Genomic DNA, 26,420 nt, shown 5'->3' on the forward strand with positions numbered 1-26,420 from the left:
CTCAAGGCGGTGACGGTTAACGACTGACGCGTGATCCAGCTTAGCGCCCGGCATGGCCGGGCGATGGCTGCGCTTACGCGGCTTGCGCAACGTTTTCGGCGCTGACCGGTGCGCTGGAGCGGATCAGGTGATCGAATGCGCTCAGTGCGGCCTTGGAGCCTTCGCCCATTGCGATCACAATCTGCTTGTACGGCACCGTGGTGGCATCGCCTGCCGCAAACACGCCGGGCACGCTGGTCTGGCCGCGGTCGTCGACGATGATCTCGCCGCGCGACGACAGCTCGACCGTGCCGCGCAGGAACTCGGTGTTGGGCAGCAGGCCGATCTGCACGAACACACCTTCCAGATCGATGTGCTGGATATCGCCGCCGGTGCGGTCCTTGTAGACCAGGCCGGTGACCTTCTGCCCGTCGCCCAGCACTTCGGTGGTCTGCGCGCTGGTGATGATGCGCACGTTGTGCAGGCTGCGTAGCTTGCGCTGCAGCACTTCATCGGCGCGCAGCTTGTCGTCGAATTCCACCAGCGTGACATGCGCCACGATGCCGGCCAGATCGATCGCCGCTTCCACGCCCGAATTGCCGCCGCCGATCACCGCCACGCGCTTGCCCTTGAACAGCGGGCCATCGCAGTGCGGGCAATAGGCCACGCCCTTGTTCTTGTATTGATCTTCGCCCGGCACGTTCATCTGCCTCCAGCGCGCACCGGTGGACAGGATCACGGTCTTGCTCTTGAGCGAGGCGCCATTGGCCAGCTTGATCTCGATCAGGCCATCGGCACCGGCCGGGATCAGCTGCTCGGCGCGCTGCAGATTCATGATGTCCACATCGTATTGACGCACGTGCTGTTCGAGCGCGGCGGCCATCTTCGGGCCTTCGGTTTCCGGCACGGAGATGAAATTTTCAATCGACATGGTGTCCAGCACCTGCCCACCGAAACGCTCGGCGGCCACACCGGTGCGGATGCCCTTGCGCGCGGCATACACCGCCGCTGCCGAACCTGCCGGGCCACCGCCGACCACCAGCACGTCGAAGGCCTCCTTGGCGGCGATCTTGGCAGCGTCGCGCTTGGCGGCGTTGGTGTCGAGCTTGGCGACGATCTGCTCCAGCGTCATGCGGCCCTGGTCGAACAGCTCGCCGTTCAAGTAGACGGTGGGCACCGACATGATCTGGCGGGTTTCGACCTCGTCCTGGAACCATGCGCCGTCGATGGCGACATGCTTGATGCGCGGGTTGAGCACGGCCGCCAGATTCAGCGCCTGCACCACGTCCGGGCAGTTCTGGCACGACAGCGAGAAATAGGTTTCGAACTGGTAGTCGCCATCCAGATGCTGCACCTGCTCGATCAGCTCGGCGGTGGCCTTGGACGGATGACCGCCGACCTGCAGCAGCGCCAGCACCAGCGAGGTGAACTCGTGGCCCATCGGCAGGCCGGCAAACCGCAGCGAGATATCCTGGCCCGGGGTCGTCAGCGCGAACGAGGGCTTGCGCTGGTTATCGTCGCGGTGGACGTCCAGGCTGATCTTGTCCGACAGCAGCACCAGGTCTTCGAGTAGGTCGAGCATTTCGCGCGAGCCGGTGCTGTCGTCGATCGACGCATGGATCTGGATCGGGCGCGTCACCCGTTCCAGGTAGGCGGTCAGCTGGGTCTTGAGATTGGCATCCAACATGGAAAACTCCTGGGAATGGGCAAGGGGAGGGCGTGGCGTCGCTGCCGCAGGGCAGGTCGCCGGGGAAGGAAGGAGGTGAACCGCAGCCGGCGCGAGGTCGGGATGCGTGCTGGCGATGGCTGGCGGGCAGCCCGGCACCGGTTCCGGTTCACCCCCGGCCCGATGGACCGGGCCAGGGATGCGCGGCGGCTTAGATCTTGCCGACCAGGTCCAGCGACGGAGCCAGGGTCTTGGCGCCTTCCTTCCACTTGGCCGGGCAGACCTGGCCAGGATTGTTGGCCACGAACTGTGCTGCGGTCAGCTTGCGCAGCGTCTCGGTGACGTCGCGGGCGATCGAGTTGTCGTGGATTTCCAGGGTCTTGATCACGCCTTCCGGATTGATGATGAAGGTGCCGCGCAGGGCCAGGCCTTCTTCTTCAATGTGCACGCCAAAGGCGCGGGTCAGCTTGTGGGCCGGGTCGCCGATCAGCGGGAACTTCGCCTTGCCCACGGCCGGCGAGGTCTCGTGCCACACCTTGTGCGAGAAATGCGTGTCGGTGGTGACGATGTACACCTCGGCGCCAGCCTTCTGGAACGCGGCATAGTTGTCGGCGGCGTCTTCCACTTCGGTCGGGCAATTGAAGGTGAATGCAGCCGGCATGAAGATCAGCACCGACCACTTGCCCTTCAGGCTGGCCTCGGTGACTTCGATGAAGTTGCCGTTGTGGTACGCATTCGCCTTGAACGGCTGGACCTGGGTGTTGATGAGAGACATTGAGTTTCCTCGTGCGATGAAAGGGGGGCGGGGGATGGAACAGTGGCCATGGTAGGCAGGATCGATAGATATCTCAAATCGATTGATGGAATTGCATAGATAGGTTTTGGCTATCGATTTTGCAGACGGCATCTGGCGCTGCGGGTGGGCCGTTCCATCTCCGATAATGGTCGGCCGATGTTTCGCACAAGTGAATGATTCGTATGAGCGACGATCCTGCAGGCATCCCCGCCGAACAGCTGCTGCGGCAGGCCGCGCTGCGGATCGGTCGTGCCGATGCCGAGCCGTTGTTGCTGCATGCGTTGAGCCGCGACCGCGCCTGGCTGTTCGCGCACGGCCGCGACCCGGTGCTGCCGACCGTCGCGCAGGCCTTCGACGCCTTGGTGCAGCGGCGGCAGGCGGGCGAGCCGGTGGCCTACCTGACCGGTTCGCGCGGGTTCTGGACCCTGGACCTGGCCGTCTCCACGGCCACGCTGATTCCGCGTGCCGACACCGAAGCGTTGGTCGAGCTGGCGCTGGAACGGCTGGACCAGGCGCCCGGCCGGCGCGTGGCCGATCTTGGTACCGGCAGCGGCGCGATCGCGCTGGCGATCGCCAGCGAGCGGCCGCAGGCGCAGGTGATCGCCACCGACGCCAGCGCGGCCGCGCTCGCCATCGCCCAGCGCAACGCCGACAGTCACCGCCTATCGAACGTGCACTGCCGCCACGGAAGCTGGTTCGCGCCGCTGGCCGGCGAGCGCTTCGATCTGATCGCCAGCAATCCGCCGTATATCGCAGCCGGCGACCCGCATCTTGCGCAGGGCGATCTGCGCCACGAGCCGGCCAGCGCGCTGGCATCGGGCAGCGACGGGCTGGACGACATTCGCTTGATCGTGGCCGATGCGCCCGGCCATCTGCGCGCAGGCGGCTGGTTGCTGCTGGAGCATGGCTGGGATCAGGGCGCGGCCGTGGCCGAGTTGCTGCGCACGCGCGGGTTTACGCAGGTGGCCACGCATCAGGATCTGGAACAGCGCGATCGTGTGACGTTGGGCTGCTGGGAGGAGGGGACTATGCGGTGATGCTGGTGGATGACGCAGCGTTGGTGGTCACGCCGGCATTGCGCGCCGGCCTGCGCAGTCACACCTCGCCACGGGAAGACGCAGCCGTTGGCTCCATCGTCGATCGCTACAATGCGGGTTTTCGCCCAGGACCGACGCATGCGCACGCTCTATCCCGAGATCACGCCCTACGAGCAGGGCAGCCTGAAGGTCGACGACCGCCACACGCTGTATTTCGAACAGTGCGGCAACCCGCAGGGCAAGCCGGTGGTGATGCTGCACGGCGGCCCGGGCGGCGGCTGCAACGCCAAAATGCGGCGCTTCCACGACCCGGCCAAGTACCGCATCGTGCTGTTCGATCAGCGCGGCTCCGGCCGGTCCACCCCGCATGCCGATCTCACCGACAACACCACCTGGGATCTGGTCGCCGACATCGAGCGCTTGCGCACGCAGTTGGGCATCGACCGCTGGCAGGTGTTCGGCGGCAGCTGGGGCTCGACGCTGGCCTTGGCGTATGCGCAAACCCACCCGCAGCAGGTCACCGAACTGGTGCTGCGCGGCATCTTTTTGCTGCGTCGTTTCGAGTTGGACTGGTTCTATCAGGAAGGCGCCAGCCGGCTGTTCCCGGATGCATGGGAGCACTACATCAACGCCATCCCGGCCGACGAACGCGGCGATCTGGTCGCCGCCTTCCATCGCCGCCTGACCAGCGACGACGAGGCCACGCGCCTGGCCGCCGCCAAGGCCTGGAGCGTGTGGGAAGGCGCCACCAGCTTTTTGCATGTGGACGAAGACTTCGTTACCGGGCATGAAGACGCGCACTTTGCGTTGGCTTTCGCCCGCATCGAAAATCACTACTTCGTCAACAAGGGCTTCTTCGAGGTGGAAGGCCAGTTGTTGCGCGATGCGCACCGCATTGCCGACATCCCCGGCGTGATCGTGCATGGCCGCTACGATGTGGTGTGCCCACTGCAAAGCGCCTGGGATCTGCACAAGGTCTGGCCGAAGGCGCAGCTGCAGATCAGCCCGGCATCGGGACATTCGGCCTTCGAGCCGGAAAATGTCGATGCACTGGTGCGCGCGACCGACGGGTTCGCCTGAGCGACGCCGTCGGGCACAGGCGAGTGATGCGCCCGGTCACACGAGCGCATGACCCGTAGGAGCGTGCCTGCGCGCGATGAGGCGTGATCGATAACGCTTCCTCGCGCGCAGGCACGCTCCTACGGTGGTTGTCGTTTCAGCGTGGTAACAGCGCCTGGGCCAGCGGCGGCAGGATGCGCGCCAATCGATCTGCCCATGCCTGTTGCCCGGTGGCGTCGCCGATCAGGTCCTGGCGGATTTCCAGTTCCACATGCAGCAGGCCGCGGCCTTCGCCGTGTACCGGGATGGCGTAGTCGGTGGCATCGCTTACCGCGTACGGTTGATTGTCGCCAACCACCAGGTCCGGTTCTGCGCGCAAGGCATCCAGCAAGCGATGCGCCAGCCGCGCGTCTCGGTGGTACAGCACGCCGGCATGCCAGGGCCGCGCGTTGCCGGCCATCACCGGGGTGAAGCTGTGCATCGACACCAGCAGCGTCGGTTGGGCGCGCTGCGCGCGTGCATCCAGTTCGGCCGCAATGCGTGCGTGGTAGGGCGCGAAGATCGCATCGATACGTTGCTGGCGATCGGCGGCGGTCAACGCCAGATTGCCGGGAATCGATGTGCCGTCGCTGATCTCCGGCATCCGGCTGGCCGCGTCATCGGGCCGGTTGCAGTCGATCACCAGCCGCGAATAAGTCTGGGCGATGGCGATCGCATCCAGCGCCTCGGCCAGCAGACGGGTGACCTGTGCAATGCCGATATCCCAGCCGATATGGCGGTCCAGCTCCTGCTGCGGCAGGCCCAGATTGGCCAGCCGTGCGGGCACGCGCTGGCCGGCGTGATCGGCGATCAACAGCCACGGCGATGCCGCCTGCGCGTTGTGCACGGTGAACGCTGGCGGATCCTCGGGGCCAAGCAAGTGACCGGCAGCGGCATCAACCACGCGGCGTGCCATCCAGTGCGTGATCGACCAGATACAGCCCGGCCCACAACTTTGGATCCATCTGATAGCCCTCGGCCATCTTCTGCACCAGCCAGGCGCCGACCTGCGCGCGCGGGATTTCGTGCACGGTGATGTCTTCGCTGGCATCGCCGCCGCCGGCGCCGACCTTGCGCAACCCGGTGGCGCGCACGAAGGCGATCTTCTCGCTGCTGGCGCCGGCCGAAGTGGGGCCGATCATCAGTACCTCGGCGTGTTCGGCGGTCCAGCCGGTTTCTTCTTCCAGTTCGCGGATCGCCGACAGCTCGATGGATTCATCGGCATGCACATCGCCCACCAGCCCGGCCGGCATTTCGATGGTGCGCGCCTGCAGCGGTACGCGAAATTGTTCGACGAACAACATCGCATCGTCCGGCGTCACCGCCACGATGATCGCGGCCAGGCCGCCGGCGTGCACGCGCTCGGAATATTCCCAGGTGCCACGTACGACCATGCGCTGGTACTTGCCTTCGTAAACCACGGTGGGCGGGGTGTCGTGTCGGTTCATGGGTAGGTGCCTTGAGACAGGGAAGCGGGAGGGGGCGGCAGTGCGGCGCCGTCGCACACGGCCAGCAGGCGTCGGCGCGTAAGCGGCCCGAAACGCAGGCTGTCGCACAAGCCGATCAGCATGTCCGCATCGGCCGGTGCACGCGTGAAGCCGGCGTCGGTCAGGTCGAGCGGTGCATCCAGCGCGATGGTGGTGAGCTGGCGCCACAGCAGCGCATGGTCGCGCTGTTCGCGCAGCCGCACGGCCATTTGCGCGGCGCCGCGCAAGCGCAGGAACGGGATCTCGTCGATGCGCTCCAGCAAGGCATCCAGGCTGCCGAAATGCGCCAGCAGCACGGCTGCCGATTTGGCGCCGATGCCGGCGATGCCGGGAATGTTGTCGATCGCATCGCCGCACAGCGCCAGATAGTCGGCAATCTGATGCGCATGCACGCCATGGCGCGCCTTGACCCCATCCATGCCCCAGCGCAGATTGCGCGCGTAATCCCACTGTTCGTCGTGCTCGAACAGCAACTGCGACAGATCCTTGTCGGCCGACACGATCACCCCGCGCAAGCCTTGCGCGCGCACGCTGTGCAAGGCGCTGCCGATCAGATCGTCGGCCTCGTACTCACGGTGCGCCAGCACGCTCAGGCCCAGTGCCGCGCACAGTGCCTTGCAATGCGCAAACTGGCGCCGCAATGCATCCGGTGCCGGCTCGCGGTTGCCCTTGTAGGCCGGGTAGATGGCATGCCGAAAGCAGCTGTCCAACGCTTCGTCGAAGGCGATGGTGATGTACTGCGGGCGCTCGCGTTCCAGCAGGTCCAGCAGAAACCGCGCAAAGCCGTGCACCGCATTGGTCGGCCAGCCTTGCGCGTCCTGAAACTCGTCCGGGATCGAATGCCAGGCGCGAAACACGTACAGGCTGGCATCGATCAGATACAGCGGCTCCGGGCGCGGACCGCCCGGCAGCGCCGCGGCAATGGCACCCGGCAGCGTGCTCACGGGGTCCAGTCGCGCAATAAGGCGCGCGGGTCCGGACGCTCGCGCTCGGGCACCTGCATGCGCGGCGTGCCGATAGGGATGAAGCCGGCAATGCGCTCGTTTTCGCCCAGGCCCAGGTAGCCGGTCACGGCCGGGTCGTAGGCCATCCAGGCGGTCAGCCACTGCGCGCCGAAACCATGCGCCTGCGCGGCCTGCAGCAATGCAAAACACACACAGCCGGCGGTGAGCAGTTGTTCCTGCTCGGGCACCTTGTGCTCCGGGCGCAGCGCGGCGATGACCACGATCACCAGCGGTGCGTCGCTGAAGCGCTTGCGGTCTTTTTCGACTACGGCTGGCGGCGCCAGCGGATCGGCGGCCTGGGTGCGGTCGGCCAGAAAGTCGCCCAAGGCATGCCGCGCGTCGCCGCTGATGCGCAGGAAACGGAACGGCACCAGCTTGCCGTGGTCGGGCACGCGCACGGCCGATGTCAGCATGCGCAGCAAGGTGTCTTCATCCGGCCCGGGCTCACCCAGTTGTTTGGAGGGGACCGAACGACGCGCGTCCAGCGCTTGTAGCGAATACGGTGCGTGCATGATTTGCGGTTCTGGGCAACGGATATACCAATTATAGACGGGCTCTTCCCGATGCCTGTCGCATGCTGGCCGGCCAGGCGATGCCTGCCGTCATGGCATCGCTCCTTCCTGCCCGCATTGCCGCGCAGGTGCTGGCAGAGCGGCTGGCACACGGATCGCTGCCGGCGGTGGTGGAGCACTTTCTCAGCCGTGTCTGGCGTCCGAGCGTGCAACAGGTTGCGTTGCGCGTCGATGCCGGCCCGGCCCTGGACGCTGCCATTGCAGTGGGCGACGCCGTGTTGGCGCAGCTGACGCCTGCACGCGGCGATACCGCGCTGGACGCGCGGCGGGCGGCGCTGCTGGAGGCCTTGCCCTTGCCGGCATTGGGCCGCGCGAGGCCGAGTCATGATGGGTCTGGCTGGACTGGCTGCGTCTGCATCGCGAAGAAGACGCCTTCTACAGCGCGATGCAGGGCGTGGTCGACGGGCTGGACGCGGCAGCCAACCTGAAGCCTTAACCCCCGCAGGCGTATAAGGACCAACGGCAGGCTCCACCGCGGCGTTGCGAGCTAGGATGGCGGCTTGACACGCAAACCCTGGGCGGTCACGAGTAAAGTGAGAGTTGCGTCACACTTAACGAACGAGCGAAACGCCTACCGTGCGAGGGCGGAATTTGGGGCCGCGTCTGTTTTTCCTCGTTTGAATATTTTCACGCCTGCAGAGGCGGGGAGCCTTTGCGCATGACTTTTCAGCCCAGTCCGTCGGGACACCCGGGCCGTGACCAACGCTTGCTCGAGCAGGCGCACGACGCGTTTGTGCCCGCGCTGGTGCAGGTGTTTGCAGCTGCAGTCGCACATTTCGATGATGTGCTGTTCGATCGCGCCGAATCCGCTGGCGCGTCACAGTTGCTGTTTCTCGATGGCATGCGCGAGCTGCGCCGCAAGCGCGAGGACGTGACCACCCAATTCCGCCAACAGCTGGAAGATGGCTGGCAGGCGTTGTTGCTCGGCACGCCGTTGTCGGCCGAAGTGGTACTGGCCGGCGACATGGGCGCCGGCCCGCTCAGTCTGGTGCCCGAGCATGTCCTCGAATCGCGCTTGGCAGTGCGCAACCTTGCCACCGTGCTGCTGCGCGATTTCAAGCAGGTGCTGGCGCGTGTCGACCGCCGCCTGGGCTGGATTGCCGGTGGCCTGGAACTGGTGGCCGACACCAATCCGTTCGGTCCGGAACATCTGGGCGTGGCGATCCACGAAGCGTTCGCCACCTGCGATCTGGCGCCGGAAGTGCGCCTGGTGGTGATCAAGCTATGCGAGCGCGACCTGGCCGAACCGATCGGCAAGTTGTACGCGCGCCTGGACGAAACCCTGGCCAAGGCTGGCGTGATGCCGGAGATTTCGCAGCCCAAGCGCCCGCCGCCGCGCATGCAGCCACGCGGGCAGACGCCCGAAGCGCGCACGCAGGCCGACGCTTATGGCGGCAATGCCGAGATGGGCGGCGACGATCAGAACGACCAATACGCGCCAGCCTGGGCCAATCGCTTCCTGGACCGCTGGGCGCATAGTCGCGGCCGCATGCAGGCCGCGGCGCAACGCGGCGATGCCGATGGTGGCGGCGCTGGCGGCATGGAAGGCGAGGCCGATCATCCGGGTGGCAGCCAGGGCATGCTGCTGGATGCGCTGCATGAGCTGTTGCAGCAGACCCGTAGCGTGCGCGACAGCGCAGCCTCGGCCGCGTCGGTGGCGGTGGGCCAGCAACGCCCGCTGAGCCAGCGCGAAATGATGTCGGTGTTGTCGTTGTTGCAGGCCACGCCCAGCGCAACGCTGCAGGCGGCCATCGGCGACGACAACGAATCGCTTGCGCAGCGCCTGAAGAACGAAGTGCTCAACAGCGCCACGCGTCTGGGCGTGGACCCGGCCACCGCACGGCTGGATCCGATGGACGAGGATGCGATCGACCTGGTCGGCATGCTGTTCGACGTGATGCTGGACGAGCGCGATCTGGAAAACCGCTCGCGCGAGATGATCGGCCGGCTGGTGGTGCCCTTCGTCAAGGTGGCGCTGCTGGACCGCAAGATGTTCGTGCAGAAGACCCACCCGGCACGGCGCCTGCTCAACTCGCTGGCCGAGGCCTGCGAGGGCAATAACGGCGATAGCGCCGCCGAGCGCGTGCTGATGGGCAAGGTCGAAGAAATCGTCGACCGCCTGGTGGCCGAATTCAACGAGAATCTGGCGATCTTCCTGACCCTGGAAGAAGAGTTCCGCGATTTCCTGTCGCAGCACCGCCGCCGTGTGGAAATTGCCGAACGCCGCGCCACCGAAACCCAGCGCGGCCAGGAAAAACTGGAGCTGGCGCGTAACCGCGCGCTGGCGGAGCTGGAGCAGCGCGTGCTGGCCGGTGCGCCGTTGCCCAAGGCAGTGGAAGACTTCCTGCGCCAGCCGTGGCTGCATCACCTGACCATGGCGATCCTGCGCGACGGCGACGAAGGTCCCGGCACGGTCGAGGCATTGGCGCTAGCCGATGGCGTGCTGGAAGAACTGAGCGAGGCGCGCCGCCACATCATCGGCAAGCCGTGGCTGCAGGTCTGGCAACCGGCGCTGCATCGCGTGTTCGCCAGCGTTGGCCTGCATGGCGACGCGGTGGTGGTAGCGATCACGGCATTGCACGACACCTTGCAAGCCATCGCCGAGGCACGCCCGGAGCTGGAAAAAGCCTTGCCGGAACTGCCGCAGGTCAACCTGCCGCCGCCAGCGGCCGAAAGCGTCAGCGTGGTGTTGGGTGCCGAAGCGGTGGCGCAGAGCATCGACAGTGCCGACGCCGAACGGTTCCGTGCGATGGACATCGGCACCTGGCTGGATTTCGTCGACAAGGACGGCAAGGTGCAGGCTGGCAAGCTGTCGTGGGTCAGCCCGATCTCGCAGCGGCTGTTGTTCGTCAACCGCCGCGGTGTGCGTTTCTGCGTCGCCTCGCCGGAAGAATTGGCGGTGATGGTGCGGCTGGGTCGCCTGCGCGAACACATCAACGATGGCGCGTTCGACAGTGCGATGCAGGGCGTGATCGACCGGCTGGATCCGCTGCACAACAGCGGCACGGTGCACTGAGCGATTGCATGGACTGCGCGGCGATTTCGCTGCGCCGCGGAGGCCGTGTCGCTGTCTTCGGCGAGCGTGCGTTCGAGAGTGGATATGCGTCGCTGGCGCGGCCATCGCGAGGGTCTTGCCGGGTCGGCGTTCGGACTCCTAGAGCCGTTGGGCTCCTGCGGCAGACGCCGGATGTTTGCGGCGTCGTGGCGGTTCGGATGGCCAGGCGACTCTTTCGAAGTGACTCATCGGCAGGCGCGGAATCATTGCAGCAGCAAACGCGACGTGTGCTGCCTTATCGCGCAATACCTAAGCGCTGAATTTGCGATCGGATTGCGCAACACGCTTAGAACGGCGAACAAAACGTAGCGAGCAGTCGCCAGGTGGGTGCGGACGGTGCGGAGGAACCGGGGTGCACGCGTGGTACATGCCGCACCGAGCACCGAGCACCGGCCGCGTCCGTTTGGCGGTGAGTACAGTCCTTTTGTCGGCCGCTCTTAACCGATGCAGTTGCCTTGATCCTCGCACTCCGGCAGCCACGCCTGGGATGACCGCATCCCGGAGCGCAGTCTTCAGCCCGATGCCGGGCCAATGAACTCCAACGCCCGCGCGATCACCGAGGCGTGATCGACCATACGGTTATGGCCCAGTCCTTCGGTACTGAACAGCTGTGCGCCTGGCCACAGTGCGGCAAAACGCGCGCCTTCTTCCCACGGCGTCTCGCGGTCGCGGCGGTCGTGGATGATCAGCGCCGGGCGATCGAAGTGCGGCAGGTACGCGGTGGCATCGAAGTCGGCAAAACGCTTGCCGGTAATCTGGATCAGCCAGTTTTCGAACGGTACGAATGCGCCGGGTGCGATACCGAACGCGCGGAACTGACGTTGCGCGCTGGCGGCCGGCGCCAGCAGCGGGGCGATCAACACATAACGGGACGGACGCCATGCCGGGGCGTCGGCAAACACCACCGATGCCGCCCCCAGCGAGTGGCCGATGAACACCGCAGGGCGGCCGAAGCGCTCGCCGATCTGGCGCAGCATCTTCACGAAATGCGGCATGTTGCTGATCTTGCCGCTGCTCAGGCCATGTGCCGCCTGATCGAACGCGAGCACTGCATAGCCACGTGCGCGCAGCTGCGGTACCCAGGCCGCAAAGCGCAGGCCGTAGCTGGCCCAGCCATGCGACAGCAGCACATACGGCTGCTGCGCGGGGTCGCCCCATTGATAGACGGCGATGTCGATGCCGTCGATGCGCAGGGTTTGCTGCTGCACATCGGTCAGCGTTGCGGCGATAGCGGCGGCCTGCCGGCGCCCGGCCGCACCCGGGGTGACGAAACGGCGCGCCAGAGAGCGGCCAGTCGGGCCGGGGGCCAGCCGGCTGATGCCGCTCATCAGACCGCGGAGCAGCCGCGCACGCAATTTGGCGATGGACGAGCTCATGGGGGAGTCCTTGTGGGGTGAGGGCACGTCGCATATCTTGTCGGTGACAAGATGCGCCACAAGTTTGCCGATTCAATCTTGTCAGCGTCAAGATGATCTGCTCCACTGAGCTCCCGATAAACGAAGCCGCCATGTCGCGATCAGACGTTCCTGCTGGCTATCACCACGGCGATCTGCCGGCCGCATTGCGTCGCGCTGGCTGGGAGCTGGTCGGCGAATCGGGCGTGCGTGGGCTGACCTTGCGCGAATGCGCGCGCCGCGCCGGGGTCTCGCATGCCGCACCCGCGCACCACTTCGGCTCGCTGGACGGGTTGGTGGCGGAACTGGCGGCCGATGGTTACGAACGCATGCTTGCGCGCATCCACGCAACCCAACAGGAACTTGCCAACCCGTTGCTGGGCTGCGGACTGGGCTACCTGCGATTTGCCATCGACTATCCGCAGCAGTTCCGGCTGATGTTGGGTCTGGACCTGCGTTCGCGCCGCCTGCCACGGTTGCTGCAGGCCAGCGAGGCGGCCATGGCCTGCCTGCGCGATACGGTGCGCGCGCAGTGGATTGCCCGTCACGGCAGCGCTCCAGGTGCCGAGCTGCTGGAACAACGCACCCTGCTGGCGTGGAGCGCCGTGCATGGCTATGCGTCGCTGGCGATCGACCGCAAGCACGACGCCTTGCGCGCGTTTGCGCCGGAACTGGTGTTCGCCCCGTTGCTGCACGCGGTGCTTGAACCCTGAGGCGCGATCTGTGGGGAAAGCGCGGTGCGGGCTGACGTGCGACCTGACCGACAGCCAGCGCGGCACATGTGCCAGGCGCCGCGGCCACGCTCTGCTAGCATCGCCGCACTGAGCGCGAGACCGGAGCAACCCATGGCTGTGCAGGTGCTGGTGCTGAAAGAACAGGCGGCGGGCGAACGCCGGGTGGCGGCAACGCCGGAAACGGTCAAGAAGCTGGTCGCGCTTGGGGCCCATGTGTGGATCGAGCCGGCTGCCGGCCGCGCCAGCAGCATGGACGATGCGGCGTATCTGCAGGCCGGTGCGCAACTTGCCCATGCACAGACACTCGATCAGGCCGACATGCTGCTCTGCGTGCAGGCGCCGCCGGCCGATGTCCTGCTGCACTGCAAGCCGCAGACGGTGGTGATCGGCATGCTCGCACCCGATGCCGACCCGGCGCGCGCGCAGGCATTTGCCACGCGCGAGCTGGTTGCGTTTCCGCTGGAGCGCCTGCCGCGGACCACGCGCGCGCAATCGATGGACGTGCTGAGTTCGCAGGCCGGCATGGCCGGCTACAAGGCCGTGTTACTGGCCGCGCAACTGGCGCCGCGGTTCTTCCCGATGCTCACCACCGCCGCCGGCACCATGCGCCCTTGCAAGGTGGTGGTGATCGGTGCAGGCGTGGCCGGCTTGCAAGCGATCGCCACGGCCAAACGGCTGGGTGCGCAGGTGGAAGGCTTCGACGTGCGCCCGGAAACCCGCGAACAGATCGCGTCCTTAGGCGCGCGCTTTCTGGATCTGGGCGTCAGCGCTGCCGGCGAAGGCGGCTATGCGCGCCAACTCACCGACGACGAACGCGCCGAGCAGCAGCGCCGCCTGGCCGAGCATCTCAAAGGCGTGGATGTGGTGGTCTGCACCGCGGCCGTGCCTGGGCGGCCGGCGCCAAAGATCGTGACCACGCAGATGGTGCAGGGCATGCGCGCCGGCAGCGTGATCGTGGATCTGGCGGCGGAAACCGGCGGCAATTGCGCGGCCACGCGTCCGGGCGAAACCGTTGAGCTCGATGGCGTGGTGGTCGCCGGGCCGCTCAATCTGGCAAGCCAGGGCGCCGTGCATGCCAGCGAGATGTTTGCGCGCAACGTCTACGCGTTCGCCGCGTTGTTGATCAGCGACGGTGCGCTGTCATTCGACTGGGACGATGAGTTGCTCGCGAAGACGCGTTGGTCGGCGACAGCGGCGACGTAACGCGCCGTCTGTCTGCAACGCACGCGGCGACTTTCGAAGACCCGCTGGCGCGCGCTGGTGTCTGAACTCTGAAGGTGTGATCGCACGCCGGAGCATCCGGGCAGCCAGTGCGGCCGCGTTCAATCGTCCGTTGGCGGGTGGTCGCGTAACCAGGCGCTGCGTTCGGCCGGGCTCATCTTCTGCCAGCGTTGTTGCAGCTCATTGCGCTGTTGCGGGTTGAGCGCGCGCATGCGGTCGAACAAGGCCTTGGCTTCGCGGCGCTGGTCCGGGCTCATGTTGCGGAAGCGGTCCATGCCAGCCTTGGCCTGCTTGCGCTGTTCGGGGGTCATGTCCAGCCAGCGACTGGCATGCCGGTACATGCGCGGACGTTCTTCGGGCACATCGTTCCAGCGCTCGCGCAGCGCATCGATCAGCACCTGGCGCTGCTGCTGGGTCAGCTTGTCCCACTCCGGCATCGGTGTTTCGTTGCGTGGGCCCGGGCCATGAGGGCCGGGTCCGTCCATCGGCGGTGGCCCTGGCGGGCCCGGCGGGCGGTCCTGGGCCAACAGCGACGCGCACGGCCCGGCGCAGAGCAGCAGGGTCAACAGCAGGCGGGTGGTGCGGGTCATCGTGCTCATTCCATGGCCAAAGCGGTGTCGGACCCGAGCCAGACATACAGGTCGGGGTTCTGGGTCAGCAGGTCGTCGGTATCGGTGCTGGCGGCATTGCCGGCGGTGGCCACGGACTGGGTCGGGGCCACGCCTGCGGACGCGCTGTCGCCCGGTCGCAATTGCAGGCCGATACCGATGGCCAGCAGCCCGGAGCAGGCGGTGGCCAGCAACCAATAACCGCGGCGTGGACGCGCCGCCGACGCGTGGCGGGCCTGGCGCAGGCGTGCCAGGGTCTGCGGCGGCAGACTGGTGAGCGCTGCGGCGTGCAGTTGGCGCAGTTGCGCATCGAACTGGGCCGGATCGTGGGAGCGGTTCACAGGAAATCCTCGAACTGTTTTTGTAACGCGTCGCGCGCGCGCGACAGGTGAGTTTTGACCGAGCCTTCGGAGCAGCCCATCGCCTTGGCGGTGGTGGCCACGTCCAGGTCTTCCAGCACACGCAGCGTGAATGCCTCGCGCTGGCGTGCCGGCAGGTTGCGTAGCGCCTGGACCAGCCGCTGGTAAGCCTGCTGATGTTGCTGCGCGCCGACCGGGCCGATGCCGGGGTCGGCCCACTCGATCGGGCCTTCGTCATCGGCGCGCTCGGCCGGTGCCCAGAATTTCAGCCGGAACGTGCGGCGGCGCTGCAGGTCGATGATGCGGCTGCGCAGGATGCTCCAAAACAACGGCGTCCATTCCTCGGCCGGTCGCTCGCGGTAGCCGAGCAGCTTGACCATGGCGTCCTGCACGGCATCCAGCGCGTCTTCGCGGTGACGCAGACCGGCCTCGGCAAAACGGAACGCGCGCGGACCGATGCCGGCCAGAAAGGCGTCCAGCGACACCGGGACGGCGGCGGCCGTTGCAGAAGGCTGCGGATCGAAAGAGGTTCCCACCAGCACAGCGTAGCTTCCGCGAAGACGATACGACGTCAACGGCCCAGCGCCGATTCGGTTGACATGCCCGATGCGTGGGTATGATCGGCGGGCCGCACCGGCCAGTGGAGCGAAAGACGATGAGCGACGGGTTCGTAGCGCTGTACATCTTCATGCTGGCGGCCATCGCTGGCCACGTGATCATCTCGCGGGTGCCGGTGATCCTGCATACCCCGCTGATGTCCGGCTCCAACTTCATCCATGGCATCGTGCTGATCGGTGCGATGGTGGTGCTTGGGCATGCCGATACCACGCTGGAAAAAGCGCTGGGGTTCGTCGCGGTGGTGCTGGGCGCGGGCAATGCGGCCGGGGGTTACGTGGTGACCGAGCGGATGCTGGACATGTTCAAGTCGAGTAAGAAGCCGCCCAGCGGGGATGCGACATGACGGTTTCTACCGCTGAATTACTGTCGTGGCTGGTGAAATCCAGTTATCTGGTTGCCGCTACGTTGTTCCTGCTGGGCTTACAGCGCATGGCCTCGCCGCTGACCGCGCGTAGCGGCATCCGCTGGGCCGGGCTGGGCATGCTGATCGCCACGGTGGCCACGTTCTTCCTGCCGGAACTGCGCAACGTGCCGCTGATCCTGGCAGCGCTGGCGATCGGCACCGGGGTGGCGTGGTGGTCGGCCAGGAAAGTGGCCATCACCGACATGCCGCAGATGGTGGCGCTGTACAACGGCATGGGCGGCGGCTCGGCGGCGGCGATCGGCGCGGTGGAATTGCTGCGGTTTTCCTTCTTTGCCAATCGCGACACCGCGCACTGGAGCGCGCAGGCGATCGCCGAGCTGGCGGCGCGGCGGCCGGACACCACCACGGTGATGCTGGCGGTGATCGGCTCGGCGATCGGAGCGGTGTCGTTGTCCGGCTCGATCATCGCCTGGGCCAAACTGGATGGCCGGCTCGACCGACGGGTGACCTTTCCCGGCCAGCAGGCGGTCAATCTGCTGGTGGCGCTCGCGGTCCTGGCGCTCGGCATCTGGGCCGCCACCAGTTTGCAGCCGCTGGCGATCATCGCCTTCTTTGCCATGGCGCTCGCGCTAGGCGTGTTGATGACGCTGCCGATCGGCGGTGCCGACATGCCGGTGGTGATTTCGCTCTACAACGCCTTTACCGGCCTGGCGGTGGCGTTCGAAGGCTATGTGCTGGGTAACGAAGCGCTGATCATCGCCGGCATGATGGTGGGTGCGGCCGGCATCCTGCTGACCCGGCTGATGGCCAAGGCGATGAATCGGCCGATCAGCGGCGTGCTGTTTTCCAACTTCGGTGGCGGCGGACAGGCGCAGGAAATCAGTGGCGCGCAAAAACCCATCGAGGCCGGCGATGTTGCCGCGATGATGGCCTTCGCCGAGCGGGTGGTGATCGTGCCCGGCTACGGCATGGCGGTGGCGCAGGCGCAGCACAAGATCTGGGAGCTTGCGCAGCGGCTGATCGCGCGCGGGGTCAAGGTGAAGTTTGCGATCCACCCGGTCGCCGGGCGCATGCCCGGGCATATGAACGTGCTGCTGGCCGAAGCCGGCGTGCCGTACGACCTGATCGCCGATATGGACGACATCAATCCCGAGTTCGCCAGCACCGATGTGTCGCTGGTGATCGGCGCTAACGACGTGGTCAACCCGGTCGCCAAGACCGACCCGGCCAGCCCGATCTACGGCATGCCGATCCTGGACGTGGTCAATTCACGCAACACCGTGGTGATCAAGCGCGGCAAGGGCACCGGGTTTGCCGGCATCGAAAACGCACTGTTCTACGCCGACAACACCCGCATGCTCTACGGAGACGGTGCCGAAGCGGCCAGCGCGCTGGTCAGCGAGTTGAAGGCGCTGGATGGGGGCGGGCATTGAGGCCTCGTACGACTGATGTCGCGGATGCACTTGAGAAGCCGATTGGTCTAGGGCGCTGTGCTCGCTGCCAAGTTCCTCGCAGCTAAGGCCCAGATCGGCAGCTCACGCGTGAGCCATCCGCAATCTCCAGCCAGTCGCACATAAGCTGCCGAGCTTTCGAATCGCAGCAGTGTTCAGGGGTAGTCCAACGCTCAGCTCGTCGAGGGCGCGGTGCCCTCACCGCTTGCGGGACACGCCGTGAATCCGTCCGTGGAGGCTCCTTGGCGGCATCCATGCCGCCAGGGGTCCCGCAAGCGGCGAGGACACCGCACCAGAGAGTTGGTCGGCTGCTTTCTTGAAAGCGTGCTGCGGGTGTTGCGCTGCGCTATGCAAACGAAAGTTTTTGGATTGCGTGTTGAAAGCCGGTCTGCTGCTCGGCTTGCGATGAGAATGTGGTGAGAAGCTGGCAGACGCAAAGTGAGCCGATCAGCGCACGTCATGCCCTGCTCGCAACCACACACACCGACCAGCTTGACTGGTCCTTGCCCGCTCACCGTCGCGTGACCTTTGGCGGCATGGATGCCGCCAAAGAGCTTACAAGGACGTACTTGCAGCGTGTCCCGCGAGGGTGGGCGGGTAAGGGCCTGCAGCCAAGTTGCAGAGCTTCAGGCATCGCTGCGTCGGCACAATGAGGCATGACAGCCTTCGAAGAACAGCGCCATCTGGATCTGTGTGACTGAGGCATCCGCTTCAACACATCTGTGCTTGGGCTACCGCGACAAACGCGCCTGATTCAGCGCGCAGCCCACCACGCCACGAGCACCGCTGCGAAATAACACAACAGATCGAACGCATTGGTGGCCAGTTGCAGCAGGGTCCAGGCCAGGCGCGGGCCCATTTTCTGCGCCGAGGTCCATGGGTCCAGGCCCAGCGATCCGCCCAGTTGCGCCGAGGCGATGCCCCAATTGGCGCCGACGATGATCAGTGCGGTGGTCGCCACCGCCACGCCAATCCGCAACCGGCCGGCGCGCAACGTGCCCAGGCGCAGCATCCATGCCACTTCCAGCGCAACCAGCACTGCCATCCAGCCGGCCTGGTTGCCCAGCGCAAGGGCGATGAGCAGCCAGGCGATGAGGGCGGTGACGCTTCCCAGCAACAGGAGCGGGGGCCAGAGCCAGTGGGCGCTTCTGGCGGACGCGGAGGTGGGCGGCATTGGAGCTCCTGACAGTGCGCACATGATAGAGCGCATGCCGCACTTTGCGATGCACTGCGTCGGCAGATGGAATGCAGCGTCGTCGATGGAATGGGCGGCCGGCGGCGGTGGCGCCACCACGGTCGGCTAGAATGGCCGACTTGCGCGCACCCGGCGCGGCCCCATATCCAGCCCATGTACTCCCGTAGCAGCGAACCCGTCCAGTTCGAACGCGATTGCGATGCCGTCATGGTGCCGCAGGGCGATTCGGTGACCCTGCCCGCAGGCAGCTATGGCTATATCACCCAGGCCCTGGGTGGCAGCTACACGGTCTTTGTCGAAGGCAATCTGTTCCGCATTGCCGGCAAGGATGGCGATGCGATCGGCAAGGAGGCCCCGCCGGGGCTGGAATTGCCCGCCAACGCCAGCGACGAAGAAGTGGAAGCGCTGGTGTGGCAGCAGCTGCGTACCTGCTTCGACCCGGAAATTCCGTTCAATATCGTCGATCTGGGCCTGGTCTACGAGGCGGTGGTCAGCCATCGCGAAGAGGACAACCAGCGCCGGGTGGACGTCAAGATGACGCTCACCGCGCCCGGCTGCGGCATGGGGGAGATCCTGGTCGACGACGTGCGCAGCAAGGTGGAAATGATCCCGACCATTGCCGAGGCCGATGTCGAGCTGGTGTTCGACCCGCCGTGGGGCCGGCATATGATGTCCGAAGCGGCCCGTCTCGAGACCGGCATGCTCTGATCGTCAGGCGCCATGTCCGCAGATGTGGCGCCGCGTCCTTTCGCCCGCCATACAGGAATCTTCCGGTGTCCGTGTCCTTCGCTTCCACCCGTTCTCCGTCGCCGCGCAGTGCCGACGAACTGTCCGTGATCCTGGCCGCGCCCGGCTTCGGGCTGCATTTCACCGACCACATGGTCGCCATTTCCTGGAACAACGAGCAGGGCTGGCACGACGCGCAAGTGCGTGCCTACGGCCCGCTGCAGTTGGACCCGGCTGCCTCGGTGCTGCATTACGGCCAGGAGATCTTCGAAGGCATCAAGGCCTACCGGCATGCCGACGGCTCGATCTGGACCTTCCGCCCGCAGGCCAATGGCGAGCGCCTGCAGCGCTCGGCGCGCCGTCTGGCCCTGCCGGAATTGCCGGTGGACCTGTTTGTCGAATCGCTGCGCCAGCTGGTGGCCGTGGACGCCGGCTGGGTGCCGTCGGCGCCGGAAACCAGCCTGTATTTCCGCCCGTTCATGATTGCCGATGAGGCCTTTCTGGGCGTGCGCGCTGCGCACAAGGCCTCGTACTACGTCATCGCCAGTCCTGCCGGCCCGTACTTCGCCAAGGGCGTGGCGCCGGTGTCGATCTGGTTGTCCACCGAATACGCGCGTGCGGCCAAGGGCGGCACCGGCGCGGCCAAGTGCGGCGGCAACTACGCCGCTTCGCTGCTGCCGCAGCAAAAAGCCTATGCGCAGGGTTGCTCGCAGGTGCTGTTCCTGGACCCGGTGGAAGGTAAGTACATCGAAGAACTGGGCGGCATGAACGTGTTCCTGGTCTACCAGGACGGCACCTTGGTGACCCCGGAACTGTCCGGCAGCATCCTGGAAGGCATCACCCGCGACAGCATCCTGCAGCTGGCCCGCGACCGCGGCATGCGCGTGGTCGAGCGCAAGGTGTCCATCGACGAATGGAAGCAGGGTGTGGCGTCGGGCGAAATCGCTGAAGTATTCGCCTGCGGCACCGCCGCGGTGGTCACCCCGATCGGTGAGCTCAAGGGTGACGGCTTTGCGGTGGGCGATCTGTCCGCGCCGGCGGGCGAGGTGACCATGTCGCTGCGCCAGGAATTGACCGATATCCAGTACGGCCGCGTGCCGGACCGGCATGGCTGGCTGGTGCGCTTGTCCTGAGTCAGCGCTAAAGCGTCAAAAACAGGCCTCTGCGCGTCAGCGCAGGGGCTTTTTTTTGCCTGCCGTGCAGCACGCCGACAGGCTGACGGTCAAAAAACTGTGGGAAGCGGGCTGAACAGACATGATTTTTGTCACAAAAATGATATTCAAGTTTCAAAAGTGTCGATTTCGTATTGTACAGTTTGGTTGCAGTGAGATAGGTTCGCTGAACGGATCGATAACAGGGGATTGATTCCGGGGACTCGGCGCCGACCTATTGTAGGCGGTGCCGGATTACACCGCCAAGGCGGTTCTCTTTGATTTGGAAGGGAATTCAATGTCGAACGAGTCTTTCCGCAAGCGTCCGCGCACGCTTACCGTCCTGGGCGCCACCGCCCTGACTTGCCTGCTACTGGCAACGCCTGCGTTTGCCGGCGAGGTCTACCTGGACGGTCTTGCCACCGCCCAAACCCATCAGAAATTCATCGTGACCTACAAGGACGGCAGCACGGCGCTGGCCAGTCCCACCGTGCTGAGCACTTCGCTGCGCACCGCCGCACGTGCGGTGCCGGCCAAGGCCGGCAAGGCACTGGGCCTGGCTTCTGTCCGCCGTCTGGCGCTGGGGCCTGAATTGATCAAGGCCGACCGCGCGCTGGACCGCGCCGAGGCCGAAACCTTGATGCGCCAGCTGGCCGCCGACCCGAATGTGCAGAGCGTGGAAGTCGACCAGATCCTGCATGCCACGCTGACACCCAACGACACCCGGCTGTCCGAGCAATGGGGCTTTGGCACCACCAACGCCGGCCTCAACATCCGTCCGGCCTGGGACAAGGCGACCGGCACCGGCGTCGTGGTGGCGGTGATCGATACCGGCATCACCACCCATGCCGACCTCGCTGCGAACATCCTGCCCGGCTACGACTTCATCAGCGACGCGACGGCTGCGCGCGATGGCAATGGACGCGACAGCAACCCTGCGGACGAGGGCGACTGGTATGCCGCCAACGAGTGCGGCACCGGGATTCCGGCCTCCAACTCCAGCTGGCACGGCACCCATGTGGCCGGCACGGTTGCCGCGGTGACCAACAACAGTACCGGCGTGGCTGGTACCGCCTACAACGCCAAGGTCGTGCCGGTGCGCGTGCTCGGCAAGTGTGGCGGCTCGTTGTCGGACATCTCCGACGCCATCGTCTGGGCGTCGGGCGGCAGCGTCAGCGGCATTCCGGCCAACGCCAACCCGGCCGAGGTCATCAACATGTCGCTCGGCGGTGGTGGTGCCTGCTCGACCACCATGCAGAACGCGATCAGCGGCGCGGTGTCGCGCGGTACCACGGTGGTGGTGGCGGCGGGCAACAGCTCGGCCAACGTGTCCGGCTCGCTGCCGGCCAACTGCGCCAACGTGATCGCGGTGGCGGCCACCACCTCGGCGGGCGCCAAGGCCAGCTATTCCAACTTCGGTGCCGGCATCGATGTGTCAGCGCCCGGCTCGGCGATCCTGTCCACGCTCAACAGCGGCACCACCACCCCGGGCAGTGCCAGCTACGCGTCCTACAACGGCACCTCGATGGCGGCGCCGCATGTGGCCGGCGTGGTCGCGCTGGTGCAGTCGGTCGCACCGACCGCGCTCACTCCGGCAGCGGTGGAAACCTTGCTGAAGAACACCGCGCGCGCGTTGCCGGGTGCCTGTTCCGGCGGTTGTGGCGCCGGCATCGTCAATGCCGACGCCGCAGTGACGGCGGCCATCAGCGGCAGCAACGGCGGTGGCGGTGGCGGAACCGGCAACACGCTGACCAACGGCACGCCGGTCACCGGCCTGGGCGCGTCCAGCGGTGCGGAGCTGAACTACACCATCGCCGTTCCCGCCGGCAGCGGCACGCTGACCGTGGCGATCAGCGGCGGCACCGGCGATGCAGACCTGTACGTGCGCGCCGGCAGCGCACCGACCGACACCACCTACGCCTGCCGTCCGTACCTCAGCGGCAATGCCGAAACCTGCAGCATCAGCGCGCCATCGGGCACGTACTACGTGCGGGTCAAGGCGTACAGCACGTTCTCTGGCGTGACCTTGAGCGCCAGCTACTAAACGTTGCCGCTCGACGCTGTTGCGCTGTCTGGCCGGCTGGCCAGGCAGCGCCGACCCAGCGCTACATCCCATCTGCGATGTCCGCCCACGTCTGCCGTTTCGGCAGGCGCAGGCAGGGCAGTGCCGCTCGGCCGGAATGGACACCGGTCAGTCGTTTCGACGGGCGTCATCGCCCGTTTCGTCCGGCCCGATCCGCGGTGTTGCGGCAAGGGCTCGGTCATCTCGCCGCAGCTGCGGCACTTCTACTTCTTGAGGAACGATCGATGTCCAATGTGTCGCAACGTCGTGCACCTGCACGCGCACTGGTGGTGCTGGGTGTTTCCGCGCTGACCTCCCTGCTGGCCGTGCCGGCGTTTGCCGGTCAGGTCAATTTGTCTGGCCTGGAATCGCAGCCCACGCTGGACCGCTTCATCGTCAAGTACAAGGACGGCAGCAGCCCGGCAGTGAGTCCGACGTCGATGCGCGCATCGCTCAATTCCGTCGCCAGCGCGGTGCCGGCCCGCGCCGGTCGCGCGCTGGGTCTGAGTCACGTGCGCCGCACTGCGCTGGGGTCGGAAGTACTCAAGGCCAGCCGTGGCCTGGACCGTGCCGAGGCCGAAACGCTGATGCGCCGCATCGCCGCCGACCCGAGCGTGGACTATGTGGAAGTCGACCAGATCATGTATCCGACCCTGACCCCGAACGACACGCGGCTGTCCGAGCAGTGGGGCTTCGGCACCACCGCGTCCAGCATCAACGTGCGCCCGGCCTGGGACACCGCTACCGGCACCGGCGTGGTGGTGGCGGTGATCGACACCGGCATCACCAGCCACCCGGATCTCAACGCCAATGTACTGCCGGGCTACGACTTCATCAGCGATGCGGCGCGCGCACGCGACAACAACGGCCGCGACAACAATCCGGCCGACCAGGGCGATTGGAGCGCAGCCAACCAGTGCTTCTCGGGTTCGCCGGCTTCCAACTCGAGCTGGCACGGTACCCACGTGGCCGGCACGATTGCCGCGGTCACCAACAACAGCACCGGTGTGGCCGGGACCGCGTTCAATGCGCGCGTCGTGCCGATCCGTGCCCTGGGCCTGTGCGGTGGCACCACCTCCGATATCGCCGACGCCATCGTGTGGGCCTCCGGCGGCACGGTGTCCGGCGTACCGGCCAACGCCAATCCGGCCGAGGTGATCAATATGTCGCTGGGCGGCAACGGCACCTGTTCCAGCACCTATCAGAACGCCATCAACGGTGCGGTGTCGCGCGGTACCACGGTGGTGGTGGCGGCCGGCAACAGCAATGCCAACGTGGCCAACTTCACCCCGGCCAGCTGCGCCAACGTGATCTCGGTGGCGTCGATCACCTCGGCCGGCGCGCGTTCTAGCTTCTCCAACTTCGGTAGCACCATCGACATCTCCGGTCCGGGCTCGGCGATCCTGTCGACCTTGAACAGCGGTACCACCACGCCGGGCAGCGCCAGCTACGCGTCCTACAACGGCACCTCGATGGCGGCCCCGCACGTGGCCGGCGTGGTTGCGCTGGTGCAATCGGCGGCCAGCCGTCCGCTGACGCCGGCGGCGGTGGAAACCCTGCTGAAGAACACCGCACGTCCGTTGCCGGGTGCCTGCTCGGGCGGCTGCGGTGCCGGCATCGTCAACGCGGCCGGTGCGGTCAGCCAGACCCCGTAAGGCGACGGCGAGGCGCGATGCCGGCCTGACCGCCGGCATCGACGTCGGGCCGGCCCCGACGCCGCTGTCGGTGTTTTGAAACCTGCACTGCCCCGCTTCGGCGGGGCAGTGTGCGTTTGGGCCTTGGCCAGACCTGGGCATTGGTCAACCGGCGGCGGCAATGGCTGAACAAAGCGCTTGGCATTGACTACCGACCGCTTCAGCCACGCGGATGGCATGCCGATAGCCAGCCGACGTGAGGTATGGCCGTGTGCAACCGCCCCACGATCAGGCAGTGCGCGTCGCAGAGGGTGTCAGCGCGTTGTCTTCCGAACGTTCAACGCCTTGGGGAGGGTTGATCCATGTCGCATGTCTCGGTTGGTGTGCTGCGCCACGCTGTGTTTGTCTGTGCGTTGTCCTGCACGTTTTATGCCACGGCCGGCGAGGTCAGTCTGCAAGGGCTGGCGTCCAGTTCCACCCATCAACGTTTCATCGTCAGCTACAAGGACCGTGTCGGCAGCAGCCGCGCGACCGGCCTGTCTGCGCCGTGGCGCGAGATCGCCAGCGTCGTGCCTGCACAGCGCGGGCGCGTGCTGGGGTTGTCCGCCACGCGCCGGCTCAGCACCGGCCCGATGCTGTTGGTGGCCGATCGCAAACTGGATCGCGTGGATGCGGAAAGCCTGATGCGGCGCCTTGCCGCCGACCCGGCCGTCAAACGTGTGGAAGTGGACGTATTGATGCGCCCCTTGCTGGTGCCCAACGATCCCGGCGTGTCCCAGCAGTGGGCGATGGGCACCAGCACCGCCGGTCTCAACATCCGGCCGGCATGGGACCGCACCACCGGCAAGGGCATCGTGGTGGCGGTGATCGATACCGGCATCACCAAACATCCGGATCTGGACGCCAATGTGCTGCCCGGCTACGACTTCATCGTCGACCCGGCGACCGCGCGCGACGGCAATGCGCGCGACGCCACTGCCGCCGACCAGGGCGACTGGACGGCGGCAAACGAATGCGGGCCCGGTGCGTCCGCCTCCAGCTCCAGCTGGCACGGCACGCATGTGGCCGGCATCGTGGCGGCGGTCGGCAACAATGCAGGCGGCGTGGTCGGCACGGCGTTCAATGCCAAGGTGCTGCCGCTGCGCGTATTGGGCCGCTGCGGCGGGTACATGTCCGATATCGCCGATGCGATCGTCTGGGCATCGGGCGGCAAGGTCACCGGTGCGCCGGCCAATCCGAATCCGGCCACGGTGATCAATCTGTCGCTGGGCGGTGCGGGGAGTTGTTCGACAACGCTGAGCACGGCCATCGCCGGTGCGGTGACGCGGGGGAGCTCGGTGGTGGTGGCGGCAGGCAACAGCAATATGGATGTGGCCACCAGCGTGCCGGCCAATTGCCCGAACGTGATCGCAGTGGCGGCCACCACCTCGGCGGGCGCCAAGGCCAGCTTCTCCAACTTCGGCAAAGGCGTGGATATTGCAGCGCCGGGGCAGGCCATCGTCTCCACGCTCAACAGCGGCACCACGGTGCCGGGGACTGCGGCCTACGCGTCCTACAGCGGCACCTCGATGGCCGCGCCGCATGTGGCTGGCGTGGTGGCGCTGATGCAGTCGGTGGCACTGAATCCGCTCACGCCGGCCACGGTGAAAGCACTGCTCAAGAGCAGCGCCCGGCCGTTGCCGATTGCCTGCACGCAGGGGTGCGGTGCGGGGCTGGTCAATGCCGATGGCGCGGTGGCGGCGGTGATCGCGTCGACCACCTTGGCCAGGAATGCGGCACGTACCGGATTGAGTGCAGCGCAGTCGGATGTGCTGTATTACCAGATCGATGTGCCGGCCGGCACGCGCGCGCTCAAGGTGGCGCTCAACGGGGGCAGCGGCAATGCCGATCTGTCGCTACGCGCAGCGGCACTGCCCACCGACACCGCCTACACCTGCCGCAGCCTGCTGCCGGGCAATGCCGACAGCTGCACGCTGAACGCACCGGTGGCCGGCACGTATTACGTGCGGTTGAAAGCGACGTTGGCGTTTTCAGGCGTCAGCGTCACGGCGGCGTACTGAGTATCGCGGGAACACCGCTGCCGATGCGGCGTAAGGCCGCCGACACACCGGCTGCGCTCGCCACCAGGTGGGCGCGGCCGATGCTGGCTGCGGTTGTGCCACGCGTACGTTCCGGTGCTGAGCATGCCGTCCATGCGGACCTGACGGGG

Annotated in this window: 24 protein-coding genes and 1 other RNA gene; 13 read left to right on the top strand and 12 right to left on the bottom strand. The window is 66.4% G+C overall.

Features of this window, described 5'->3' with window-relative positions:
* Positions 1 to 73: 73 nt before the first annotated feature.
* Together ahpF and ahpC are read right to left on the bottom strand one after the other, a co-directional pair.
* Positions 74 to 1,666 carry an alkyl hydroperoxide reductase subunit F gene (ahpF, locus tag XdyCFBP7245_RS06705; protein WP_104614953.1) on the bottom strand — a complete coding sequence of 531 codons (1,593 nt, stop codon included), beginning with the start codon at positions 1,664 to 1,666 and terminating at the stop codon, positions 74 to 76.
* A gap of 190 nt (positions 1,667 to 1,856) precedes the next feature.
* The gene (gene ahpC / locus XdyCFBP7245_RS06710; RefSeq protein ID WP_010381556.1) at positions 1,857 to 2,420 is read right to left on the bottom strand and encodes an alkyl hydroperoxide reductase subunit C; all 564 of its coding nucleotides are present in this window, start codon (positions 2,418 to 2,420) and stop codon (positions 1,857 to 1,859) included.
* A gap of 203 nt (positions 2,421 to 2,623) precedes the next feature.
* On the opposite strand from ahpC, the gene prmC reads away from it, so the two are divergent.
* Together prmC and pip are read left to right on the top strand one after the other, a co-directional pair.
* Positions 2,624 to 3,478, top strand: coding sequence for a peptide chain release factor N(5)-glutamine methyltransferase (gene prmC / locus XdyCFBP7245_RS06715; RefSeq protein WP_104614954.1), 855 nt, complete (start codon positions 2,624 to 2,626; stop codon positions 3,476 to 3,478).
* A 138-nt stretch (positions 3,479 to 3,616) separates the two neighbouring features.
* Complete coding sequence (gene pip / locus XdyCFBP7245_RS06720; RefSeq protein ID WP_104614955.1) at positions 3,617 to 4,558, top strand: prolyl aminopeptidase; 942 nt, start codon at positions 3,617 to 3,619, stop codon at positions 4,556 to 4,558.
* A 136-nt stretch (positions 4,559 to 4,694) separates the two neighbouring features.
* Here the strand turns inward: pip and XdyCFBP7245_RS06725 are convergent, their stop codons facing one another.
* The 4 genes from XdyCFBP7245_RS06725 to XdyCFBP7245_RS06740 are packed head-to-tail and all read right to left on the bottom strand — an operon-like array spanning position 4,695 to position 7,579.
* On the bottom strand, positions 4,695 to 5,492 hold the full coding sequence (locus tag XdyCFBP7245_RS06725) for an N-formylglutamate amidohydrolase (protein WP_104614956.1): 798 nt from the start codon (positions 5,490 to 5,492) through the stop codon (positions 4,695 to 4,697).
* A complete protein-coding gene (locus XdyCFBP7245_RS06730) occupies positions 5,473 to 6,024 on the bottom strand; it encodes an NUDIX hydrolase (RefSeq protein ID WP_005988855.1) in 552 nt (183 codons plus the stop codon). The genes XdyCFBP7245_RS06725 and XdyCFBP7245_RS06730 overlap by 20 nt, the downstream gene beginning before the upstream one ends.
* The gene (locus XdyCFBP7245_RS06735) at positions 6,021 to 7,007 is read right to left on the bottom strand and encodes a 5'-3' exonuclease (RefSeq protein ID WP_170068552.1); all 987 of its coding nucleotides are present in this window, start codon (positions 7,005 to 7,007) and stop codon (positions 6,021 to 6,023) included. Before XdyCFBP7245_RS06735 ends, XdyCFBP7245_RS06730 begins: the two co-directional genes overlap by 4 nt.
* Positions 7,004 to 7,579, bottom strand: coding sequence for a nitroreductase family protein (locus XdyCFBP7245_RS06740; RefSeq protein ID WP_104614958.1), 576 nt, complete (start codon positions 7,577 to 7,579; stop codon positions 7,004 to 7,006). Before XdyCFBP7245_RS06740 ends, XdyCFBP7245_RS06735 begins: the two co-directional genes overlap by 4 nt.
* A 92-nt stretch (positions 7,580 to 7,671) precedes the next feature.
* Between XdyCFBP7245_RS06740 and XdyCFBP7245_RS06745 the strand changes: the two genes are divergently transcribed.
* Positions 7,672 to 8,067, top strand: coding sequence for a DUF1631 domain-containing protein (locus XdyCFBP7245_RS06745; protein ID WP_244907776.1), 396 nt, complete (start codon positions 7,672 to 7,674; stop codon positions 8,065 to 8,067).
* Between the two features lie 230 nt (positions 8,068 to 8,297).
* Positions 8,298 to 10,655: a DUF1631 domain-containing protein gene (locus XdyCFBP7245_RS06750; protein ID WP_104614959.1), complete on the top strand. Its 2,358-nt coding sequence runs from the start codon at positions 8,298 to 8,300 to the stop codon at positions 10,653 to 10,655.
* A 332-nt stretch (positions 10,656 to 10,987) separates the two neighbouring features.
* Here XdyCFBP7245_RS06750 and XdyCFBP7245_RS06755 read toward each other — a convergent pair.
* A non-coding RNA gene (locus XdyCFBP7245_RS06755) (sX9 sRNA) lies at positions 10,988 to 11,063 on the bottom strand.
* Between the two features lie 143 nt (positions 11,064 to 11,206).
* Positions 11,207 to 12,070 (bottom strand): alpha/beta hydrolase, encoded by an 864-nt coding sequence (locus tag XdyCFBP7245_RS06760; RefSeq protein WP_104614960.1) that lies wholly within the window; start codon positions 12,068 to 12,070, stop codon positions 11,207 to 11,209.
* Between the two features lie 131 nt (positions 12,071 to 12,201).
* On the opposite strand from XdyCFBP7245_RS06760, the gene XdyCFBP7245_RS06765 reads away from it, so the two are divergent.
* Positions 12,202 to 12,801: a TetR/AcrR family transcriptional regulator gene (locus tag XdyCFBP7245_RS06765; protein ID WP_104614961.1), complete on the top strand. Its 600-nt coding sequence runs from the start codon at positions 12,202 to 12,204 to the stop codon at positions 12,799 to 12,801.
* A gap of 132 nt (positions 12,802 to 12,933) precedes the next feature.
* The gene (locus tag XdyCFBP7245_RS06770; RefSeq protein WP_104614962.1) at positions 12,934 to 14,025 is read left to right on the top strand and encodes an NAD(P) transhydrogenase subunit alpha; all 1,092 of its coding nucleotides are present in this window, start codon (positions 12,934 to 12,936) and stop codon (positions 14,023 to 14,025) included.
* Between the two features lie 119 nt (positions 14,026 to 14,144).
* On the opposite strand, the gene XdyCFBP7245_RS06775 is transcribed toward XdyCFBP7245_RS06770, so the two are convergent.
* Genes XdyCFBP7245_RS06775 through XdyCFBP7245_RS06785 form a run of 3 tightly spaced genes read right to left on the bottom strand, consistent with a single transcriptional unit; the run spans position 14,145 to position 15,552 of the window.
* Positions 14,145 to 14,633, bottom strand: a complete 489-nt coding sequence (locus tag XdyCFBP7245_RS06775; protein WP_104614996.1) for a DUF3106 domain-containing protein — start codon at positions 14,631 to 14,633, stop codon at positions 14,145 to 14,147.
* A 5-nt stretch (positions 14,634 to 14,638) separates the two neighbouring features.
* The gene (locus XdyCFBP7245_RS06780; protein WP_104614963.1) at positions 14,639 to 14,992 is read right to left on the bottom strand and encodes a hypothetical protein; all 354 of its coding nucleotides are present in this window, start codon (positions 14,990 to 14,992) and stop codon (positions 14,639 to 14,641) included.
* Positions 14,989 to 15,552: an RNA polymerase sigma factor gene (locus tag XdyCFBP7245_RS06785; protein WP_104614997.1), complete on the bottom strand. Its 564-nt coding sequence runs from the start codon at positions 15,550 to 15,552 to the stop codon at positions 14,989 to 14,991. Before XdyCFBP7245_RS06785 ends, XdyCFBP7245_RS06780 begins: the two co-directional genes overlap by 4 nt.
* Before the next feature lie 113 nt (positions 15,553 to 15,665).
* Here XdyCFBP7245_RS06785 and XdyCFBP7245_RS06790 point away from each other — a divergent pair, with 113 nt between their 5' ends.
* Both XdyCFBP7245_RS06790 and XdyCFBP7245_RS06795 read left to right on the top strand, forming a co-directional pair.
* Complete coding sequence (locus tag XdyCFBP7245_RS06790) at positions 15,666 to 15,971, top strand: NAD(P) transhydrogenase subunit alpha part 2 (protein ID WP_104614964.1); 306 nt, start codon at positions 15,666 to 15,668, stop codon at positions 15,969 to 15,971.
* Positions 15,968 to 17,425, top strand: a complete 1,458-nt coding sequence (locus XdyCFBP7245_RS06795) for an NAD(P)(+) transhydrogenase (Re/Si-specific) subunit beta (protein ID WP_104614965.1) — start codon at positions 15,968 to 15,970, stop codon at positions 17,423 to 17,425. Before XdyCFBP7245_RS06790 ends, XdyCFBP7245_RS06795 begins: the two co-directional genes overlap by 4 nt.
* Positions 17,426 to 18,197: 772 nt before the next feature.
* Here XdyCFBP7245_RS06795 and XdyCFBP7245_RS06805 read toward each other — a convergent pair.
* Positions 18,198 to 18,617 (bottom strand): hypothetical protein, encoded by a 420-nt coding sequence (locus XdyCFBP7245_RS06805; RefSeq protein WP_104614966.1) that lies wholly within the window; start codon positions 18,615 to 18,617, stop codon positions 18,198 to 18,200.
* A gap of 174 nt (positions 18,618 to 18,791) precedes the next feature.
* On the opposite strand from XdyCFBP7245_RS06805, the gene sufT reads away from it, so the two are divergent.
* The 5 genes from sufT (at position 18,792) to XdyCFBP7245_RS06830 (ending at position 26,271) form a co-directional block, all read left to right on the top strand.
* Entirely contained in the window at positions 18,792 to 19,346 is a 555-nt protein-coding gene (gene sufT / locus XdyCFBP7245_RS06810) for a putative Fe-S cluster assembly protein SufT (RefSeq protein WP_011260066.1), read from the top strand.
* A 65-nt stretch (positions 19,347 to 19,411) separates the two neighbouring features.
* Complete coding sequence (locus XdyCFBP7245_RS06815; RefSeq protein ID WP_104614967.1) at positions 19,412 to 20,497, top strand: branched-chain amino acid aminotransferase; 1,086 nt, start codon at positions 19,412 to 19,414, stop codon at positions 20,495 to 20,497.
* Between the two features lie 316 nt (positions 20,498 to 20,813).
* Complete coding sequence (locus XdyCFBP7245_RS06820; RefSeq protein WP_104614968.1) at positions 20,814 to 22,559, top strand: S8 family peptidase; 1,746 nt, start codon at positions 20,814 to 20,816, stop codon at positions 22,557 to 22,559.
* Positions 22,560 to 22,822: 263 nt separating this feature from the next.
* The gene (locus XdyCFBP7245_RS06825; protein WP_170068553.1) at positions 22,823 to 24,232 is read left to right on the top strand and encodes a S8 family peptidase; all 1,410 of its coding nucleotides are present in this window, start codon (positions 22,823 to 22,825) and stop codon (positions 24,230 to 24,232) included.
* A 341-nt stretch (positions 24,233 to 24,573) separates the two neighbouring features.
* Entirely contained in the window at positions 24,574 to 26,271 is a 1,698-nt protein-coding gene (locus tag XdyCFBP7245_RS06830; protein ID WP_104614969.1) for a S8 family peptidase, read from the top strand.
* The last annotated feature ends 149 nt before the right edge of the window (positions 26,272 to 26,420 follow it).

The sequence above is a fragment of the Xanthomonas dyei genome (genome assembly GCF_002939865.1).
Classification (GTDB): Bacteria; Pseudomonadota; Gammaproteobacteria; order Xanthomonadales; family Xanthomonadaceae; genus Xanthomonas; species Xanthomonas dyei.

What these genes read in the sequence shown, in the direction of transcription:
- XdyCFBP7245_RS06830 (WP_104614969.1), top strand. Translation starts at nt 24,574, where the DNA reads ATGTCGCATGTCTCGGTTGGTGTGCTGCGCCACGCTGTGTTTGTCTGT.
- XdyCFBP7245_RS06790 (WP_104614964.1), top strand. Translation starts at nt 15,666, where the DNA reads ATGAGCGACGGGTTCGTAGCGCTGTACATCTTCATGCTGGCGGCCATC.
- ahpC (WP_010381556.1), bottom strand. Translation starts at nt 2,420, where the DNA reads ATGTCTCTCATCAACACCCAGGTCCAGCCGTTCAAGGCGAATGCGTAC.
- XdyCFBP7245_RS06740 (WP_104614958.1), bottom strand. Translation starts at nt 7,579, where the DNA reads ATGCACGCACCGTATTCGCTACAAGCGCTGGACGCGCGTCGTTCGGTC.
- XdyCFBP7245_RS06730 (WP_005988855.1), bottom strand. Translation starts at nt 6,024, where the DNA reads ATGAACCGACACGACACCCCGCCCACCGTGGTTTACGAAGGCAAGTAC.
- XdyCFBP7245_RS06725 (WP_104614956.1), bottom strand. Translation starts at nt 5,492, where the DNA reads ATGGCACGCCGCGTGGTTGATGCCGCTGCCGGTCACTTGCTTGGCCCC.
- XdyCFBP7245_RS06805 (WP_104614966.1), bottom strand. Translation starts at nt 18,617, where the DNA reads ATGCCGCCCACCTCCGCGTCCGCCAGAAGCGCCCACTGGCTCTGGCCC.
- XdyCFBP7245_RS06765 (WP_104614961.1), top strand. Translation starts at nt 12,202, where the DNA reads ATGTCGCGATCAGACGTTCCTGCTGGCTATCACCACGGCGATCTGCCG.
- pip (WP_104614955.1), top strand. Translation starts at nt 3,617, where the DNA reads ATGCGCACGCTCTATCCCGAGATCACGCCCTACGAGCAGGGCAGCCTG.
- XdyCFBP7245_RS06760 (WP_104614960.1), bottom strand. Translation starts at nt 12,070, where the DNA reads ATGAGCTCGTCCATCGCCAAATTGCGTGCGCGGCTGCTCCGCGGTCTG.
- XdyCFBP7245_RS06820 (WP_104614968.1), top strand. Translation starts at nt 20,814, where the DNA reads ATGTCGAACGAGTCTTTCCGCAAGCGTCCGCGCACGCTTACCGTCCTG.
- ahpF (WP_104614953.1), bottom strand. Translation starts at nt 1,666, where the DNA reads ATGTTGGATGCCAATCTCAAGACCCAGCTGACCGCCTACCTGGAACGG.
- XdyCFBP7245_RS06745 (WP_244907776.1), top strand. Translation starts at nt 7,672, where the DNA reads ATGGCATCGCTCCTTCCTGCCCGCATTGCCGCGCAGGTGCTGGCAGAG.
- XdyCFBP7245_RS06775 (WP_104614996.1), bottom strand. Translation starts at nt 14,633, where the DNA reads ATGACCCGCACCACCCGCCTGCTGTTGACCCTGCTGCTCTGCGCCGGG.
- XdyCFBP7245_RS06750 (WP_104614959.1), top strand. Translation starts at nt 8,298, where the DNA reads ATGACTTTTCAGCCCAGTCCGTCGGGACACCCGGGCCGTGACCAACGC.
- XdyCFBP7245_RS06825 (WP_170068553.1), top strand. Translation starts at nt 22,823, where the DNA reads ATGTCCAATGTGTCGCAACGTCGTGCACCTGCACGCGCACTGGTGGTG.
- XdyCFBP7245_RS06770 (WP_104614962.1), top strand. Translation starts at nt 12,934, where the DNA reads ATGGCTGTGCAGGTGCTGGTGCTGAAAGAACAGGCGGCGGGCGAACGC.
- XdyCFBP7245_RS06795 (WP_104614965.1), top strand. Translation starts at nt 15,968, where the DNA reads ATGACGGTTTCTACCGCTGAATTACTGTCGTGGCTGGTGAAATCCAGT.
- sufT (WP_011260066.1), top strand. Translation starts at nt 18,792, where the DNA reads ATGTACTCCCGTAGCAGCGAACCCGTCCAGTTCGAACGCGATTGCGAT.
- prmC (WP_104614954.1), top strand. Translation starts at nt 2,624, where the DNA reads ATGAGCGACGATCCTGCAGGCATCCCCGCCGAACAGCTGCTGCGGCAG.